At 59.5% G+C, this 16,673-nt stretch carries 15 protein-coding genes and 1 pseudogene; 4 read left to right on the top strand and 12 right to left on the bottom strand.

Features of this window, described 5'->3' with window-relative positions:
• Window positions 1-24: 24 nt before the first annotated feature.
• From FZE95_RS08040 to FZE95_RS08025, 4 genes and pseudogenes are all read right to left on the bottom strand, one after another.
• On the bottom strand, window positions 25-1,176 hold the full coding sequence (locus FZE95_RS08040; protein ID WP_150300334.1) for a tyrosine-type recombinase/integrase: 1,152 nt from the start codon (window positions 1,174-1,176) through the stop codon (window positions 25-27).
• A 116-nt stretch (window positions 1,177-1,292) separates the two neighbouring features.
• Window positions 1,293-1,817, bottom strand: a pseudogene (locus FZE95_RS08035) (thymidylate synthase); the annotation flags it as partial.
• The gene (gene lgt, locus FZE95_RS08030) at window positions 1,801-2,607 is read right to left on the bottom strand and encodes a prolipoprotein diacylglyceryl transferase (RefSeq protein ID WP_150300333.1); all 807 of its coding nucleotides are present in this window, start codon (window positions 2,605-2,607) and stop codon (window positions 1,801-1,803) included. The gene lgt and the pseudogene FZE95_RS08035, both read right to left, overlap by 17 nt.
• A gap of 9 nt (window positions 2,608-2,616) precedes the next feature.
• Window positions 2,617-3,399, bottom strand: a complete 783-nt coding sequence (locus FZE95_RS08025) for a sulfite exporter TauE/SafE family protein (RefSeq protein ID WP_150300332.1) — start codon at window positions 3,397-3,399, stop codon at window positions 2,617-2,619.
• Between the two features lie 500 nt (window positions 3,400-3,899).
• Here FZE95_RS08025 and FZE95_RS08015 point away from each other — a divergent pair, with 500 nt between their 5' ends.
• A complete protein-coding gene (locus FZE95_RS08015) occupies window positions 3,900-4,649 on the top strand; it encodes an NRDE family protein (protein ID WP_150300330.1) in 750 nt (249 codons plus the stop codon).
• Between the two features lie 12 nt (window positions 4,650-4,661).
• On the opposite strand, the gene ptsP is transcribed toward FZE95_RS08015, so the two are convergent.
• Together ptsP and FZE95_RS08005 are read right to left on the bottom strand one after the other, a co-directional pair.
• The gene (ptsP, locus tag FZE95_RS08010) at window positions 4,662-6,929 is read right to left on the bottom strand and encodes a phosphoenolpyruvate--protein phosphotransferase (RefSeq protein ID WP_150300329.1); all 2,268 of its coding nucleotides are present in this window, start codon (window positions 6,927-6,929) and stop codon (window positions 4,662-4,664) included.
• A gap of 2 nt (window positions 6,930-6,931) precedes the next feature.
• Complete coding sequence (locus FZE95_RS08005; protein ID WP_150300349.1) at window positions 6,932-7,423, bottom strand: RNA pyrophosphohydrolase; 492 nt, start codon at window positions 7,421-7,423, stop codon at window positions 6,932-6,934.
• Between the two features lie 144 nt (window positions 7,424-7,567).
• On the opposite strand from FZE95_RS08005, the gene FZE95_RS08000 reads away from it, so the two are divergent.
• Entirely contained in the window at window positions 7,568-8,224 is a 657-nt protein-coding gene (locus FZE95_RS08000; protein WP_150300328.1) for a histidinol-phosphatase, read from the top strand.
• 169 nt (window positions 8,225-8,393) lie between these two features.
• Here the strand turns inward: FZE95_RS08000 and FZE95_RS07995 are convergent, their stop codons facing one another.
• Window positions 8,394-9,587: a class I SAM-dependent rRNA methyltransferase gene (locus FZE95_RS07995; protein ID WP_150300327.1), complete on the bottom strand. Its 1,194-nt coding sequence runs from the start codon at window positions 9,585-9,587 to the stop codon at window positions 8,394-8,396.
• A gap of 256 nt (window positions 9,588-9,843) precedes the next feature.
• Between FZE95_RS07995 and FZE95_RS07990 the strand changes: the two genes are divergently transcribed.
• Entirely contained in the window at window positions 9,844-10,356 is a 513-nt protein-coding gene (locus tag FZE95_RS07990; protein WP_150300326.1) for a glycine cleavage system protein R, read from the top strand.
• A gap of 19 nt (window positions 10,357-10,375) precedes the next feature.
• Here FZE95_RS07990 and FZE95_RS07985 read toward each other — a convergent pair whose 3' ends face one another.
• Together FZE95_RS07985 and FZE95_RS07980 are read right to left on the bottom strand one after the other, a co-directional pair.
• Window positions 10,376-10,666, bottom strand: coding sequence for an encapsulin-associated ferritin-like protein (locus FZE95_RS07985; protein ID WP_150300325.1), 291 nt, complete (start codon window positions 10,664-10,666; stop codon window positions 10,376-10,378).
• 108 nt (window positions 10,667-10,774) lie between these two features.
• Window positions 10,775-11,605, bottom strand: a complete 831-nt coding sequence (locus FZE95_RS07980; protein WP_223825005.1) for an SDR family NAD(P)-dependent oxidoreductase — start codon at window positions 11,603-11,605, stop codon at window positions 10,775-10,777.
• A gap of 193 nt (window positions 11,606-11,798) precedes the next feature.
• On the opposite strand from FZE95_RS07980, the gene FZE95_RS07975 reads away from it, so the two are divergent.
• Window positions 11,799-13,010 (top strand): MFS transporter, encoded by a 1,212-nt coding sequence (locus FZE95_RS07975; protein WP_190324529.1) that lies wholly within the window; start codon window positions 11,799-11,801, stop codon window positions 13,008-13,010.
• 41 nt (window positions 13,011-13,051) lie between these two features.
• Here FZE95_RS07975 and FZE95_RS07970 read toward each other — a convergent pair whose 3' ends face one another.
• The 3 genes from FZE95_RS07970 to mgtE form a co-directional block, all read right to left on the bottom strand.
• Window positions 13,052-14,056 (bottom strand): ArsJ-associated glyceraldehyde-3-phosphate dehydrogenase, encoded by a 1,005-nt coding sequence (locus tag FZE95_RS07970; protein ID WP_150300323.1) that lies wholly within the window; start codon window positions 14,054-14,056, stop codon window positions 13,052-13,054.
• A gap of 68 nt (window positions 14,057-14,124) precedes the next feature.
• Window positions 14,125-14,835, bottom strand: coding sequence for an arsenical resistance protein ArsH (gene arsH, locus FZE95_RS07965; RefSeq protein WP_150300322.1), 711 nt, complete (start codon window positions 14,833-14,835; stop codon window positions 14,125-14,127).
• A 68-nt stretch (window positions 14,836-14,903) separates the two neighbouring features.
• Window positions 14,904-16,616, bottom strand: coding sequence for a magnesium transporter (gene mgtE, locus FZE95_RS07960; protein ID WP_218573636.1), 1,713 nt, complete (start codon window positions 16,614-16,616; stop codon window positions 14,904-14,906).
• Window positions 16,617-16,673 lie beyond the last annotated feature (57 nt).

The following is a 16,673-nucleotide window of genomic DNA, read 5'->3' as shown; positions in this document are numbered from 1 at the left end:
TAAGTCGACGCTGGTGGGTCAGTATTACTCCGGCGGTGACATACGGCTGTAGATGTCGAACGGTATCATCGTGTAGATCTGAGTGGTCGACATGTCTGCATGACCTAGGCTTCTCTGGGCTATAGCAAGGCGTTCCGGAAAGTCCGCTCCAAGATCAGGGCTCTTCAGGATGGCATAGGCATAACCATGTCTGAGCTTGTGAGGAGAGATTGGCTTCTGGATCTTGCATTCTCGGATTGCCCGCTTACTCAAGCGCTCAAGGAGCTTGCTCACAGAGTTCGCTGTAAAGGTGCCGCCATGGGCGTTCAGGAATGCAGGCGTGCTCTCGTCGCTTCTGAATTTACGGGCGTGTTTCTTGTACAGAGAAGATGCGTGATAGCGCTGGACCCGCAACAACGTTGCCCGACTGACAATGCTGTAGCGTGGCTTTTCTTGGTCTGACCGCCCTTTGCTGCCTGCAATCTTTATTGGGCAATAGTCCGTGTGAATCGGTGGCGCATCACCACTGGTTGTGAGCTGAATCCGCTGGAAGTCCAGAGCTTCCTTGACCGCTCGCAGCGTTACTCGGGGGAGCTCAGAACGCCTGATGCCAGCGTCAAACATGAACTGGAGAACGCAGCGCTCGCGCTCGCATCCGCTACATCTGAGCAGCGCATATAGCTCGCTTAGGCTGCACGGGACGACCAGGTTATGCTTGGGACTGTGGGATATTAGCCCTTTCTTGTAAGGGTTATCGGCACGCAGGGCTGGCCTGTACTCGGTTGGTTCGCAGAGATAGCCGCTGATGAAAGACAACAAAGCGGCATCTCGATTTCGAACGGTTTTCGAAGCAAGGTTTTCGCTCTCCCGAAGGTGAGCAAAGTATTCAGCGAGCTGGCCTTTACTCACCTCCAGAAAAGCTTCATCGGAGAGTGTCGTCGCGAACTCACGGCGGCCCTTCAAGTATTGCAGAGCATAGGCAAGGTTCTTGCCGTAGGTTTCTACCGACTGCGTTGACAGCGATCCTTCTTTGGCGTGTTGAGTGAGGAAGCCGGAGCACAGCGGTAATAACCGTTCGTTCTCATCAAAGACCGCCCCCCCCGTAACGGACACGTGACCCGACACAAGGGGCCCATCCTCATTAAGTAAGGACATCCTCAGATCTAGAACCGCGCCTCTAGCCGACACCACTTTCATCAAAATTACCCTCAGCACAAGATGTGCAAACAGTGCATTTATTGCAGGTCACAATAAATTGCTCCGTGAAGGTAAACAGTTTACGCAATCATCACGTACTGTGCAGACTCTTTCTGGGGCGATAAAAGGAAGATATCCGCTGAGCGCTGATACAACTGGCAGCTCAGCTTGCCGTCAGCCACATAGAACTGGAACAACGCGTGACAGGGCGGCAGCGCCATATCGTCAACCAGCGCGGGGTTCCAGGCCGAGACGATCAGGCGTCGGGAGTCGGGGTTGCTGCGGATCATATCGAGCAGCTTGCTGATCTGATCAATCGACTCACCGTTCGGCGATGGCCAGGAACGCCATTGATAACCGTATACCGGCCCGAGATCACCGTTTTCATCGGCCCAGTCATCCCAAATCGAAACGCCGTTGCGCTTCAGATAAGCGATATTGGTGTCGCCCTGCAGGAACCACAGCAGCTCATGGATAATAGACTTCAGGTGGCACTTCTTGGTGGTGACCAGCGGGAAACCCTCGGCCAGGTCAAAGCGCATCTGATGGCCGAACACACTGTAAGTGCCGGTCCCGGTACGGTCGCTCTTGAAGGTCCCGTGTTCGCGGACCAGGCGCATCAGGTCAAGATACTGTTTCATGCTTTACATCCCCTTTGCTGTAGGCCCACCACATCATTGCAGCGCCGATCAGGATCATTGGAATACACAGCAGCTGACCCATGGTCAGCCAGCCGAAGGCAAGGTAGCCCAGGTGCGCGTCCGGCTCGCGGAAGAATTCCACGATAAAGCGGAACACGCCATAGCAGATACCAAATAGTCCGCTCACCGCCATGGTAGGGCGCGGCTTGCGCGAATAGATCCAGAGGATGGCAAACAAGGCCACGCCCTCCAGCGCGAACTGATAGAGCTGCGAAGGATGCCGCGCCAGCTGCAGCGGGTCGGTGGGGAACACCATCGCCCAGGGCACGTCACTAGGCTTGCCCCACAACTCGGCATTGATGAAGTTGCCGATGCGACCTGCTCCCAGCCCGATAGGCACCAGCGGTGCGATGAAATCCATCAGTTCGAAGAAGCGCTTGTTGTTGCGGCGGCCGAACCACCAGACCGCCAGCAATACCCCGATCAGACCGCCGTGGAAGGACATGCCGCCCTTCCAGATCTGCACCATGAGTGTCGGATCCCGGATATAGGAGGCCAGATCGTAGAACAGGATATAGCCGAGCCGGCCTCCGGCAATCACCCCCAGGGCTACCCAGAACACCAGGTCAGAGAGTTTCTCGCGGGACCAGTCGGGCGCGAAGCTATCGAGGCGCCGACCGGCCAGCCACCAGGCGCCGCCAATACCGACGAGGTACATCAGGCCATACCAATGGATCTGTAACGGGCCGATCGACAGCGCAACCGGATCGATTTGCGGGTAAGTCAACATTGGAATTCCCTAGATTAAAAAATTGATGCCGACACACACCAGCAGCAGCGCAAACAGGCGCTTCAGCAACCGCTGGGACAGCTTATGGGCAAGACGGGCACCGAACCCGGCGAACAGCATGCTGGTCGCGGCAATACCTACTACCGCCGGGAGATAGACATAGCCAACCGACCACTCCGGCAATGGCTCGGCGCTCCAGCCAGTCCAGATGAAACTGATAGCGCCGGCTACAGCAATCGGCAGGCCGCAGGCGGAGGACGTCGCCACGGCCTGTTGCATGGGCACGCTTCGCCAGACCAGGAAAGGCACGGTGAGCGATCCACCGCCAATACCGAAGATCGCCGAGGCCCAACCGATCACACCGCCAGCCGCAGTCAGACCAGGTTTGCCCGGCACGTCCGTGCTGGCCCTGGGCTTCAGTTCGAAAAACATCTGAACGGCGATGGTCAGGGCAAATACACCGATGATTTTCTGTAGCAAGGGACCGGCCAGCAGCGCAGCGGTAAAGGCGCCCAGAATAGTACCGAACACGATCCCCACGGCCATCCAGGCGAACAATGACCAGCGCACCGCCCCCTTGAGGTGATGTGCGCGGATGGCATTGATCGAGGTGAACGCAATGGTCGCCAGCGAGGTACCTACCGCCATATGCGTAAGCACCTCGGGTGAAAAGCCCTGGACAGTGAAACTGTAGACCAGCACCGGCACGATGATCATGCCGCCGCCGACACCAAACAGGCCCGCCAGGGTGCCGGCAAAGCCGCCCAGCACAAGATAAATCAGAAATTCCACCGTTTTTACCGCTCCTGATTTTCACTAAAAGCCGCGCCACCGGGCACCGCTCACAAGCCGGCTAGTGTACTTGAAAATGGCCGCGTTTCCCCTCCCCGCATTGCCCGGGCTACACTGCCCTAGGGTCTGTTGCCGTTTCATCGCGGCCGCGACGGAGGTCCGTTTAGTGCAGAACAAGGCGCGAGGAGTGAAGTTTGTTCAACACATCCATGTACTTCACCCCTGCGGGGCTTGCGCACAAAAACGCTCCAGGCGTTTTTGTGGTTATTCCAAATAAGCGACGAGTAACGCAGGGCTGCGCTAAACGGACCCCGTCCCTTCGGGTGGGGCCGCCTAGGTTGCGTGGCAAATGACGCCATGCGGCGTTGCGGGATTTGGCAAGGGAACAACCATTACCTGCGTCCCGCGCCTTGCGGATCGCCGCCCGGCCTGGCGCCATTTGACACAGCAACGCGGCTCACGATGAAACGGCAACAGACCCTACACATTGGAGACGATCTATGTGCCTGATTGCTTTTGCCTGGCAGACCGCTGGACAGCCGTTAGTAATGCTAGCCAACCGTGACGAATTCCATGCCCGCCCTACCCGCGCGGCTGCCTTCTGGGACGAGGAAGGTCAGCCTGATCTGCTCGCCGGCAAGGATCTCGAAGCCGGCGGAACCTGGATGGGCGTTACCCGCGCAGGGCGCTTTGCGGCGCTCACCAATATCCGTTCCCCGGGCGCGCGTCAGGGCCCCCGCTCACGCGGTGAACTGGTGACCCGCTATCTTGCTGACGATCAGCACCCCGAGGCGTTTCTTGCTCAGCTAAAAGAGCAACTGGACGACTACGCCGGCTTCAACCTGCTGGTCGGCGACCGTGAGCAGCTGTGGCACCTCAACAGCCGTGAAGGCCGTTCCACTGCATTGCAACCTGGCGTTTACGGATTATCCAATGATTCGCTCGATTCAGCCTGGCCGAAGCTTGAAGCCTTACGCACCCGACTTGCCAGCGCCCCTGCAAACGCTGACGCCGAGCGACTCCTGGAGCTGTTGGCAGACAGCCAGCGATACCCTGACGACCAGCTACCACACACGGGTATAGACCCTGACTGGGAGCGCGCCCTGTCTGCCGCGTTTATTGTCGGCGACACCTACGGCACCCGTGCCAGCACGCTTTTGCGCATTGAACAGGACGGTGGAATTGAATTCAGGGAACGCCGCTTTGGACCTATGGGAGCCAGGCTCGGCGATTCAGGCTGGTTGGAATAATGGCAAGCAGGCTCAGCGTGCCTGGGTAAGCACCTTGCCCAATCCCATATTGCGTAGCGCCAGGTGCAGGGTGCTCTGTACCAGATAGGGATTATCCAGCTCGATAACCTCGTCGAGTAAAGCCTTGGCATCACTGAGACGGATCTGGCGTAGCAACCACTTGACCTTGGGCAGGTTGGTGGCGTTCATCGACAGTACATCGCAGCCCATTGCCATTAACAGAACCGCCGCTGCCGGATCACCGGCCATCTCACCGCACACACTCATCGGCTTGCCGGCGATGCGACAGGCTGATGCAATCTTGACCAGCGCCTGGAGCACAGCGGGATGCAGCGAATGGTACAGATCGGCGACCCGCGGGTTGTTGCGATCCACCGCCAACAGGTATTGCGTCAGGTCATTGGTACCAACTGACAGGAAGTCGACCATCTGCACCAGTTCGCGGGCCTGGTACACCGCTGCGGGTACTTCGATCATCACACCGACTGGGGGCATATGCACCTTCACCCCTTCATCGCAGACTTCGCTGTAGGCACGGTGGATCAGGTGCAGTGCTTCTTCCACCTCGTACACACTGCTGATCATCGGCAGCATGATGCGCAGATTGTTCAACCCTTCGCTGGCCTTGAGCATGGCGCGCGTCTGAACCAGGAATATCTCGGGATGATCGAGCGTCACCCGGATACCACGCCAGCCAAGGAACGGGTTGTCTTCCTTGATCGGGAAATACGTCAGCGCCTTGTCGCCGCCAATGTCCAGGCTGCGCATGGTCACGGGCAACGGGTGAAATGCTTCCAGCTGCCCGCGATAGGTCGCCTGCTGCTCCTTCTCGCTGGGGAAACGATCCTGAATCATGAAGGGCACTTCAGTGCGATACAGCCCTACCCCTTCTGCGCCGCGATCAAGCGATCTGGCCACATCGGCCAGCAAACCGGTGTTCACCCACAGCGGCATGCGGTGCCCGTCGAGTGTGACACAAGGCGCCTCGTTGAGCTTCTCAAGCCCCTGGATCAGCTCCCGCTCTTCACGCACCAGTTCATAGTAGTGGCGACGCAACTCCGGAGACGGGTTGGAATAGACCTCACCATGGTTGCCGTCGACGATCAGCTCCATGCCGTCAACCCGGGTATAGGGCAGATCTACTGCACCCATCACCGTGGGGATTCCCATTGCGCGGGCCAGAATCGCAACGTGCGAGCTACCCGAGCCGAGTACCGAGACCAGTCCGACCAGTTTTTCCTTCGGCACTTCGCCCAGCATCACCGGGGACAGTTCTTCACTGACAAGAATAGTGTTGTCGGGGAATACCAGCTCCCGCTTGCCGGCTTCCTGCAGGTACGCAAGAATCCGGCGCCCCAGATCCTTGACGTCCGAAGCCCGCTCGCGCAGGTAGGGATCGTCCATCATTTCGAAACGATTGACGTGGGCATTCACTACATCGCGCAGCGCGCCCTGTGCCCATTGACCGTTGCGAATGCCGGTTGAAATCTCGTTACCCAGGGCGGAGTCGTCCAGCATCATCTGATATACATCAAACAGCGCCAGCTCTTCAGGACGCAACTGTGACGACAATCTGCGCGATAGCGCCTGCATATCCTGGCGCACCGCCTCGAGGGCGCGCTTGAGCAACGCCAGCTCCGCATCCAGGTCGGCAACGGGCTTGTCTGGAACCGAGCCCAGATCCGCCGGCGGCAATACCACCACGGCCTGGCCGATGGCGACGCCGGGTGCGCCGGGCACCGCTACGAAACGGGTATCCTGAACGGCTTCGCCACCCCAGCCGAGCCCACGAATCGAACCGGTCGCTTCGGCATGGGCAATCACCCCGGCGAGCTGGGCGCTCATGGTCACCAGGAAGGATTCTTCGCTCTCATCAAACTGCCTACGCTCTTTCTGCTGCACCACCAATACGCCCATCACCCGACGGTGATGGAGGATGGGCACACCCAAGAAGGAGGCGAAGCGCTCTTCGCCGGTTTCGGCAAAATAGCGGTATTTGGGATGGGAGGCCGCGTCTTCGAGGTTGACCGGCTCTTCGCGATTGCCCACGTGACCAACCAGGCCTTCATTGCTGGCCAGGCTGACCCGGCCCACAGCGTCCTGGTTGAGGCCTTTGGTTGCCATCAGGACGTATCGTCCGGCACCAGGCTCGAAAAGATAGACAGAGCACACTTCAGTGCCCATGGTTTCGCGGACCTGCGCAACGATGATGTTCAGGGCTGTCGACAAGTCTTTTGCCGAGTTGACCTCCTGAACGATGCGCCGCAGCGTGGTCAGCATGCTCAACATTCCGTCAGCTCACCAATGGGTAGTCGCGGCGCCAGTTCTTTCATGGCGCGGCGGTAGACATCCCGTTTGAAGGCCACCACCTGCCCTAGCGGATACCAGTAGCTGACCCAGCGCCAACCGTCGAATTCAGGTTTGGGGGTTTTAGTCATGCAGACGCGCGCCTCATCGGTCTTGAGCCGCAACAGGAACCACTTCTGTTTCTGACCCACGCAAATGGGTTGCGAATGACTGCGGATAAGCCGCTGCGGCAGACGGTAGCGCAGCCAGCCGCGGGTACAGGCCAGGATCTCGACGTCCTCGGGCATCAGCCCGACCTCCTCGTGCAGCTCGCGATAGAGGGCCTGTTCCGGACTCTCGTTGCGTTGAATCCCGCCCTGGGGAAACTGCCAGGCGTCCTGACCGATTCTTCGCGCCCATAGCACCTGCCCCAACCCATTGGTCAGGATAATGCCTACATTTGGACGGAAACCATCGGGGTCAATCACAGCCTTGATCCTTGCTCGGGTGTCACCGCATTGTTCCACAAAGACGCGCAGCGCAGCAATTGCATAAATGGTCTGCAGCTCAAGCATTTGCCGTGCGCCTGGATTATCCTTGTGGCCTTCATCCCAACCTTACAGGAGTGCCCCGTGCCACTGGCCATTTTCGACCTCGACAACACACTGCTCGGTGGTGACAGCGATCACGCCTGGGGCGAGTTCGTCGTCGCTCAGAACATTGTTGATGCCGCGATCTATCAGGAGCGCAATGATCAGTTTTTCAACGATTATCTGGCCGGGCGGCTGGATATAGAGGTGTACCTGAACTTCTGCCTGCAGATGCTCGCCGAACATCCGGAGGAGCAACTGGATACCTGGCACCAGCAATTCATGAAGGACGTAATCGATCCGATTATGCTGCCGAGGGCCATCGAGCTGATCGAACAGCACCGTCAGGCGGGGGACACGCTGATGATCATTACCGCCACCAACCGTTTCGTCACCGGCCCGATCGCTGCCAGGCTCGGCATCGACATTCTGCTCGCCACCGAATGCGAGCGCATCGACGGACGTTACACCGGCAAAACGACCGATATACCCTGTTTCCGGGAAGGCAAGGTCACGCGTCTGGAGCGCTGGCTTGGGGAGAATGATGAAAGCCTGGACGGGGCGTGCTTTTACAGCGACTCGTACAACGACCTGCCGCTGCTGGGCATGGTTGATCGCCCCGTGGCGGTTGATCCGGACGAGAAACTGCGTGCCCATGCGAAGGATCGGGGCTGGGAGATAATCAGTCTGCGTGACTGAGTACTGCTGTTATCAACAGAAGGACGGGGCGTCCTGCGGCCGCCATCGCGCCGGGTCGGCCCTCCTACAATGAGCAGCGAGTCGCGCAGCATAGCGTGGAAGGCAATCGGGACGCCGAAGCGCAGTTCGACGTCCCGACATCACTCGCCTATCTGCCAAAAACGCTGGATCAGGCCGGCAGCACCCGGCAGAAAAACGCCTTGATATAGCCTGTTTCGGGTATCGCCGGATGCAGTGGATGGTCCGGACCCTGAAAGCCGCGCTCAGTGATGATCAGATGCCGATCCAGGTGGCGGCTGCCGGCGAGCAAGGTGTCGCGCAGCCGGTCTTCGGCCAGGTGCATCGAGCAGGACGCCGAAACCAGAATACCGTCCTTGTTCAGCAAGCGCATGGCTTGCTCGTTCAGCCGGCGATAAGCCGCTTCGCCATTACGGATATCCTTGCGCTTCTTGATGAAGGCCGGCGGATCAGCAATCACTACGTCAAACTTTTCACCGCCTGATTTCAGTTCGCGCAAGGCGTCCATCACGTCACCTTCAACCACCGCCATCCTGTCCGCCACGCCGTTCAGCGAGGCGTTATGTTCGACCAGATCCAGCGCCGGTGCTGAGCTGTCCACGCACATCACCTCGCTGGCACCGAACGCCGCTGCCTGCACGCCCCAGCCACCGATATAGCTGTACAGATCCAGCACGCGCTTACCGGCAACATAGGGCTGCAAACGAGCGCGATTCATACGGTGATCATAGAACCAACCAGTTTTCTGCCCTGTCCATACCGGCGCTTCGAAATGCACGCCGTTCTCCTCCAGCGCCACTCGCTCCGGCACTTCACCATGCACCGCCTCGACCACTGAAGGTAAACCTTCCGCAGCACGTGCAGCACCGTCGTTCTTGAACAGAATACCGGCCGGCTTGAAGACCTGCGCCAGCGCCTCGATGATGGCCTCGCGCACCCGCTCCATACCCGGTGTAGCAATCTGTACCACGAGATAGTCGGCAAACCGGTCAACCACCAGGCCCGGCAACAGGTCGGAGTCGCCGTACACCAGACGATAAAATGGCTTGTCGAAGAGCTTTTCACGCAGGCTCAGCGCGATCTTGAATCGATGGACCAGCAGCGACTTGTCCAGCGGTGCGCCGGCGTCACGGCTGTGCAGTCGGGCACAGATCAGATTGTTCGGGCTGACGGTAGCCAGCCCCAGAAACTTGCCCGTACTGGTTTCAATGCGAACTTCCTGTCCCGACTCAAGCATCGTGAGAGGAGTCTGGGCTGTATCTACCTCATTACTGAACACCCAGAGGTGTCCGCCTTTTATACGGCGATCACTGTTGGATTTCAGACGCAGACTGGGGAGATTCATTGCGGACTCCTGGATGATGGATCGGCAGAACATTCTGTCGGGGCCGCATTATACAGATGGCGGGCCTGCAATTGTCTGGAGATGTATGCGAGGCTGTTGCCAGCGATCCGGGTGATCAGACGGAACGAGCCGGCACCCAGCGCCTCGAATATCGCAGCCGGTGCGATTATGCTGTTCAGACCCCGGATCAGCTTGGCACACCCGGTGCCTGACGCCCAACCGCTACCTACATCATGCACGTAACAGGAGCCCGACCATGAACACTCCGCTCGTACTGACAGTCATATCCGCCGACAAACCCGGCCTGGTGGAAAGCGTGGCTCAGACCATCAACCAGCACGGCGGCAACTGGCTGGAGAGCCGCATGTCACGCATGGCCGGTCAGTTCGCCGGGATATTGCTGGTGGATATTGCTGAAGACAGGGTTGAACCCCTGCGGGTTGACCTGGAAGGCCTGACCAGCCTGGGCATCAATGTGCAGGTGGCAATCAGCGGCCAGGCTGAGCAGCCCGAACAGCAGGGTTTAAAGCTGAACCTGGTGGGCAATGACCGGCCGGGAATAGTGCGTGAGGTTTCAGGAGTACTGGCGCGACATGGCGTCAATGTCGAAGAACTGATCACCGAGTGCGCGCCTGCACCCATGAGTGCAGACGTGCTGTTCAAGGCCGAGGCTCGCCTCGGCGTGTATCCCCAGACAGATCTGGTTGCACTGCGCAACGATCTGGAAAACCTGGCTGACGATCTGATGGTTGAGCTGACCGACCTCTGAGTACCGGGCCGGCGCCTGCTCAATCGTGCTCGAGCGAGGCGTCACTCTTGAACAGATACTTGCGCAGCTGCTCATCAAAGGCGGGATCACGCCGGCGAATCCATTCGAGCACCATCGCCGCGTGCTCCTTCTCCTCGTCGCGATTGTGCTCCAGCAACCCGCGTAATTCGTCGTCCTTGCAGGCGTCCATTCGCTGGTTGTACCAGTCGACGGCTTCGAGTTCCTCCATCAGCGATACCAGCGCACGATGCATATCGCGGGTCTTATCGGTCAGCTCTGCTATGGGCTCGTGGTAGCCTTCGTTGGACATGTGTCCCCCCTGTTTTCTGTTGGTCTTGGTCACCCTCAGACTGCCAAACGCCAGGTTAGTGCCGCATACGAAACTTCCAGGGCGCAGCAGGATGGCCAGGCAGGCCAGTCAACGTCCGATGTAGCCGGGGTTGAAGATGACCTCGTCACCCTTGATCAACTCGAAGATATCCCGGGCCGGGATCGCCGGGTCTTCCCAGTCCGCAGCGCGATTCTCTTTAGAGGCCAGGGGGCCTACCGAGTGCTTGCTGATCTGGGTACGCATGCCGCCCGGTGCGGCGACAAACACCTTGATATTATCTTCCTTGAGCTCCACAGCAACGCTCTGGAACAGGCCATGGATGGCGTGCTTGCTGCCTGCGTAGTGACCAAGCCCCGAGGGCGCAGCGCGCATGCCGAGAATCGACGAAACATTGAGAATGGTTCCGCCGCCCTGTTTACGCATGATCGGAATCACCCGCTGGGTGAGATCTGCATAAGCCCAGTAATTGACCTCAAACATATGCTTGGCCTGGCCAATGTCCATTTGTTCAAGCGTCGCGAGATAGGAATAGCCGGCGTTATTGAACAGATAGTCGATGCGTCCGTAGTGCTCCATCGCCGCCTCGATCACCCGTGGGCGCTGCTCCGGGTCTGCCAGGTCGGCGTCCACTACAACTGCTTCGCCACCCTGAGTACGGATCTGCTCGGCCAGCTGCTCGGACGATGCCGGGCGCATATCGACCAGTACCAGGCGCATGCCTTCCTTGGCTCCCAACAAGGCGAGTTCGCGGCCCAGACCATGGCTGGAACCGGTGATGATCGCGACCTTGCCGCGCATTGTGGCTTCCTCTGCCTGCGCCGGGTCGGCGACTAGCAGAGGGAGAGATAACAGCAGGCTGATGAAGAACGCAGGGATCCATCTGCCGGTAACAACCATGGAAGGCGATAAGCAGGTCATGGGTGTCTCCTTGAACAATAACGTGCCGGACCGACAATGAAACATTTCGAAGTGGCCTTGTCGAGAAAGTTCAAAATCAGCTGACTTTTAGTCGAGCCGCGCACAGCTTTGCCGGTCGCCTGGATAGATGGCCTGAATACCTTGTTACATGCGCCTTGGGCGGGACCCTTGCGGTATCCTCAAAGCTGGACTGATGTCGGCTTCCAACGTTGAGGCAACCGTATTGAACCGTAATCTTCTTGCACTCACTACAGCCACCTGTGCAATAGGCACCCAGACATTCGTGTTCGCTGGGCTGCTGATAGAACTGGCGGCCGACTTCGGCATCAGCGCCACGACTGGCGGTTATCTGGCCGCGGCCTACGCCTTGACGTACGCCATCACAGCGCCCTTCATTGCCCTGCGAACCGGTCAGCTGGAGCGACGGCGTCTGCTCTGGACGGCACTTGCCGTGCTTGGATGTATCAATCTGCTCGCCTCGCTGGCTGGAACCTTCAGCCAGCTGATCGGCCTGCGTATCCTTGCCGGGCTGGCGGCCACCCTGGTCATCCCCGTGGTGCCGGCGGTCGTGGCCAGCCTGTTTCCGCCGGAAAGGCGCGCTTCGGCCCTGGCGACAGTCATGGGCGGCATGGTCATTGCGTTCCTGTTCGGCATGCCCGCCGGGAGCCTGATTGGCGGGCATTTCGGCTGGCGCTCAACCTTCCTGCTCGCGGCGGCGCTGTGCTTTACCTCCGCGGCGGCCATCCGATTCACCTTGCCGCGCATCGTCAGCCAGGATCAAACCGGTTGGGCGCTATTGTTAAAGGGCTGGCAACCCTCAGTGCGGCGGCTACTGTTGATGACGCTGACCGCATTCAGCGCGACCTTCTGTGTGATCCCTTATATCGCGCCGGTGATGGAAACCATCATCGGCAGCACCGACAAGGTGGCCTTGTCACAGATGTTGGTTGGCGTCGGGGCGATATGCGGCATCAGCATCGCGGGCAGGTTCGCGTCGCCGGATCGCGCCGGCCAGCTACTCAGGCTCATCTTCGTGATTATCGCGCTGACCCAGCTGCTCTATCTCTGCTCGATGCTGTGGCTCACCGGGCTCGGCCTGTTCAGCTGGCTCGGCATGGGATCGGCGGTATTGCTGGGCTCGTGCGCGCTGTTCACCCTGAGCCCGCTGGTCCAGGCGCAGCTGATGGAGGCCGCGCCTGAAGCCAGACAGGTGGTGATGGCGCTCAACGGCTCGATGATGTTTCTCGGCCAGGGCGCTGGCGCAGCCCTCGGCGCGCAGGTGACCCAGATGTTCTCACTGCCCATGATCGGCCTGGCTGGCGTGCTGGTCGCAATGGTCGGGCTGGCCAGCGCCTATCGGCTGCAACAATCGAGCGGGGCTACAACGAGCCAGCCCGCGGGTTGAGCGTCCTGCCCACCCCCCCGGCCAGGCTGCAATAAAACCAATCAGTCTGCACTGCCGACCAGCCGTGCCAGCTCCATGGTGCGGTTGGCATAGCCCCACTCATTGTCATACCAGGCATAGACTTTCACCTGGGTGCCGTTGATCACCATGGTCGACAGCGCATCGACGATCGAGGAACGCGGGTCGGTCCGGTAGTCGATGGAGACCAGCGGGCGCTCTTCATAACCGAGAATCCCTTTCAGCTCACCCGCGGCAGCCTCTTTGAACCAGCCATTCACCTGCTCGACGGTGGTGGACCCTTCCATCTCGAACACACAGTCGGTAAGCGATGCATTGGCGATTGGCACGCGTACGGCCTGACCGTTGAGCTTGCCCTTCAGCTCGGGAAATATCTCAGCGATGGCCGCTGCCGACCCGGTACTCGTCGGTATCAGGCTCAAGCCGGCCGCGCGGGCCCGGCGTATGTCCTTGTGCGGCCTGTCGAGCACACCCTGACTATTGGTCGGCCCGTGAATGGTGGTGATCGAGCCGTGGCGTATGCCGAGCTGCTCGTGCAAAACCTTGACCACCGGCGCCAGGCAATTGGTAGTGCAGGAAGCTGCACTCACCACGCGGTGCTGCGCGGGGTCAAAAAGATGCTCGTTTACACCCAGGACGATGTTCAAGGCCCCTTCATCCTTCACCGGCGCGCTGACGACGACGCGCCTGACGCCCTGCTCCAGATAGCCCTGCAACGCTGACATTTTCTTGTTCACACCGCTGGATTCGATCACCACATCGCAGCCGGACCAGTCGGTATCCGCAATCGCGCGGTTGGCGGTCAGCCTTACTTCCCTGCCACCAATAGCCAGGCCAGCGGCCTGCGCTCCGGCTTCATGCTGCCAGCGGCCATGTATGGAATCAAAATTGAGCAGATGAGCGTGGGTCGCAGCGTCGCCGGACGGATCGTTGATCTGCACAAACTCAACATCCGGCCAGTCCCATGCAACACGAACCGCCAGTTTGCCGATACGGCCGAAACCGTTTATGCCTACCTTGATGGTCATACTTGCCCCCTGAAAAAGATTCAGTCGGCCCACCAGGCGGCGGGCCTCATCAGCAAGTATGGACCGGGTCAGATATTACGTTGATTTACCCGTCGGGAAAGTTCTTCGGCCGACTCCTTGCGCTCGGAATAGCGGTCCACCAGGAAGTCGCTCTTGCCGCGGAGCAACAGTGTGAACTTCATCAGTTCCTCCATGACATCCACCACTCGATCATAATAGGCCGAAGGCTGCATACGATCCGCCTCGTCAAATTCCATGAAGGCCTTGGGCACCGAGGACTGATTGGGGATGACCACCATGCGCATCCAGCGCCCAAGCACACGCATCTGATTCACTGCATTGAAAGATTGCGAACCACCACTGACCTGCATCACAGCCAGCGTCTTGCCCTGCGTCGGTCGCACTGCGCCGAGAGACAGCGGAACCCAGTCGATCTGCGCCTTGAACACCGCCGTCATGGCCCCGTGGCGTTCAGGTGAGCACCACACCTGTCCTTCGGACCATTGCATCAGATCGCGCAGTTCCTGCACCTTGGGATGGTCTACAGGCGCATCATCTGGCAGTGGCAGGCCGGACGGATCGAAGACCCGGGTATCGGCCCCGAGTCGCTGGAGCAGCCGTTCAGCCTCAAGGACCAGCAATCGGCTGAAGGAGCGCTCCCGGGTGGAGCCGTACAGCAACAGGATTCGTGGGGGAGCGTCGGTCTGCAGGGGGCCGCCAAGCCGGTCAGTGTCGGGTGGTGGGAGCAGATCGTCATTCAAGGCAGGTAGTTCAGACATGAGGGCCTCCGATTGTGGGATCGTTCGATCTTACAGGAGGCCCTGACGGCCATCGACAAACAGTTGGGTTACAGCAACAGCAGCGTGGCCAGACCGAGAAAGGCAAAGAAGCCGACAACATCAGTCACCGTGGTGAGAATAACGCTGCCGGCCAGCGCCGGATCGATACCGAAGCGCTGCAGAATCAGCGGAATAGCGAGCCCAGCCAGCGCTGCGCAGAGCAGGTTGAGCAGGACCGCCGCACCGATAATGCCGCCAATCTGCAGACTGCCAAACCAGACATAAGCCAACGCGGCGACCACCACCGCCCAGATCAGACCGTTAAGCAGGCCGATGCCCATTTCCTTGCCAAGTAGCACCTTGGCATTGCCGCCCTCCACTTGCCCCAGCGCCAGGCCGCGAATCACCAGCGTCAGCGTCTGGCTGCCGGCAATCCCGCCCATACTGGCGACGATCGGCATCAACACTGCCAATGCGACGATCTGTTCAAGCGTGCCCTGAAACTGTCCAATCACCCAGGCCGCAAGGAAGGCGGTTGCCAGATTGATTGCCAGCCACACGGAGCGCCGGCGGGTACTGGTCAGCACCGGGGCGAACATATCGGTCTCGTCATTCAGACCTGCCATGTTCATCAATGCTCGCTCAGAGTGCTCGCGGATGATGTCCATCACGTCATCCACGGTGATGCGCCCGAGCAGGCTGCCCTGTTCGTCCACGACGGCCACCGAGAGCATGTCCAGGTCCTCGAATCGCCGCGCAACGTCCTGGCTCGACATCTGCACATTCAGCGCTTCGAAATCTTCGTCCATGACTTCGCGAACCTTGGCCTCCGGCGCACTGGTGACCAGACGGCTCAGGCGCAGTACGCCGAGATAGTGATTGTTACGATCGACGACCATCAACTTGTCGGTATGGTCCGGCAGATCCTCGAGCAGGCGCAGATAACGCTGGATCGAGCTGATCTGTACATCGGCGCGCACGGCGATATGGTCGATGTTCATCAGACCGCCGGCCGACTCCTCCGGATAGGACAACATCGATACCAGCTGTTTGCGCTTGCGCTCGTCCATCGACAACAGCAGGCGGCGGCCACGGCCATGCGGTAGCGCCTGGATCAGGTCCACCAGGTCATCCAGGTCGAGCTTGCGAACGGACGCAATCAGCTCGTCCTCGCCCATTTCCAGCGCCAGCCTGGCGCGTACTTCCTCATGCAGCTGGACCAGGATCTTGCCGGCGCGCTCACTATCCAGCATTTCCCAGACGGCACTACGTTCCGGCGGTGGCAGCGCCTCCAACAGGCCAGCGGCCTTGGCCGGATGCATATCACGAAAGACTTTGCCGACGCGCTTGAATTTGCCGGCTTCCAGCGCTTCCCGCACGCGGCCTATCTGGGTGGACTCGACCTTGTCCTGTTGCAGCACCTGCTCGAGCTCATCAAAATGCGGTTCACGCTGCAGCTCCAATGCGAGCTGCGGCCCGAGGTGACCAAGAATGGCTGCCTCGTTTTCATCCGAGACCTGCTGCCACACCGCGTGCCGATCAGCTGGCGGAAGCACTTCGAGCAGACTGGCGATCTTGGCCGGATGAATATCACGCAGCAGCTTACGCAGCTTCTTGCGCTTGCCTTCGGCCAGAGCGGTGTAGATGCCATCAAACTCGGTCGGGGTAATTTCAGGCGGCGTTTCGGTCATGGCAGCGGAGCTCGAGTCATACATGGAACGGCGGAAGCACAACAATACCATGCCAACCGGCGGTCGCAGCGGCTGCAATTGCTGATGCAAGCTCGCTACCTAGGGGTGTAGAGCGCCCGCTCTACGCCAAGCTTTCGACGGCCAGGC

It is taken from the genome of Pseudomonas profundi, from assembly GCF_008638305.1.
In the GTDB taxonomy this organism is placed as follows: Bacteria; Pseudomonadota; Gammaproteobacteria; order Pseudomonadales; family Pseudomonadaceae; genus Halopseudomonas; species Halopseudomonas profundi.
Note: the sequence above shows the minus strand (reverse complement) of the source record. Positions and strands in the feature narration are given on the sequence as shown.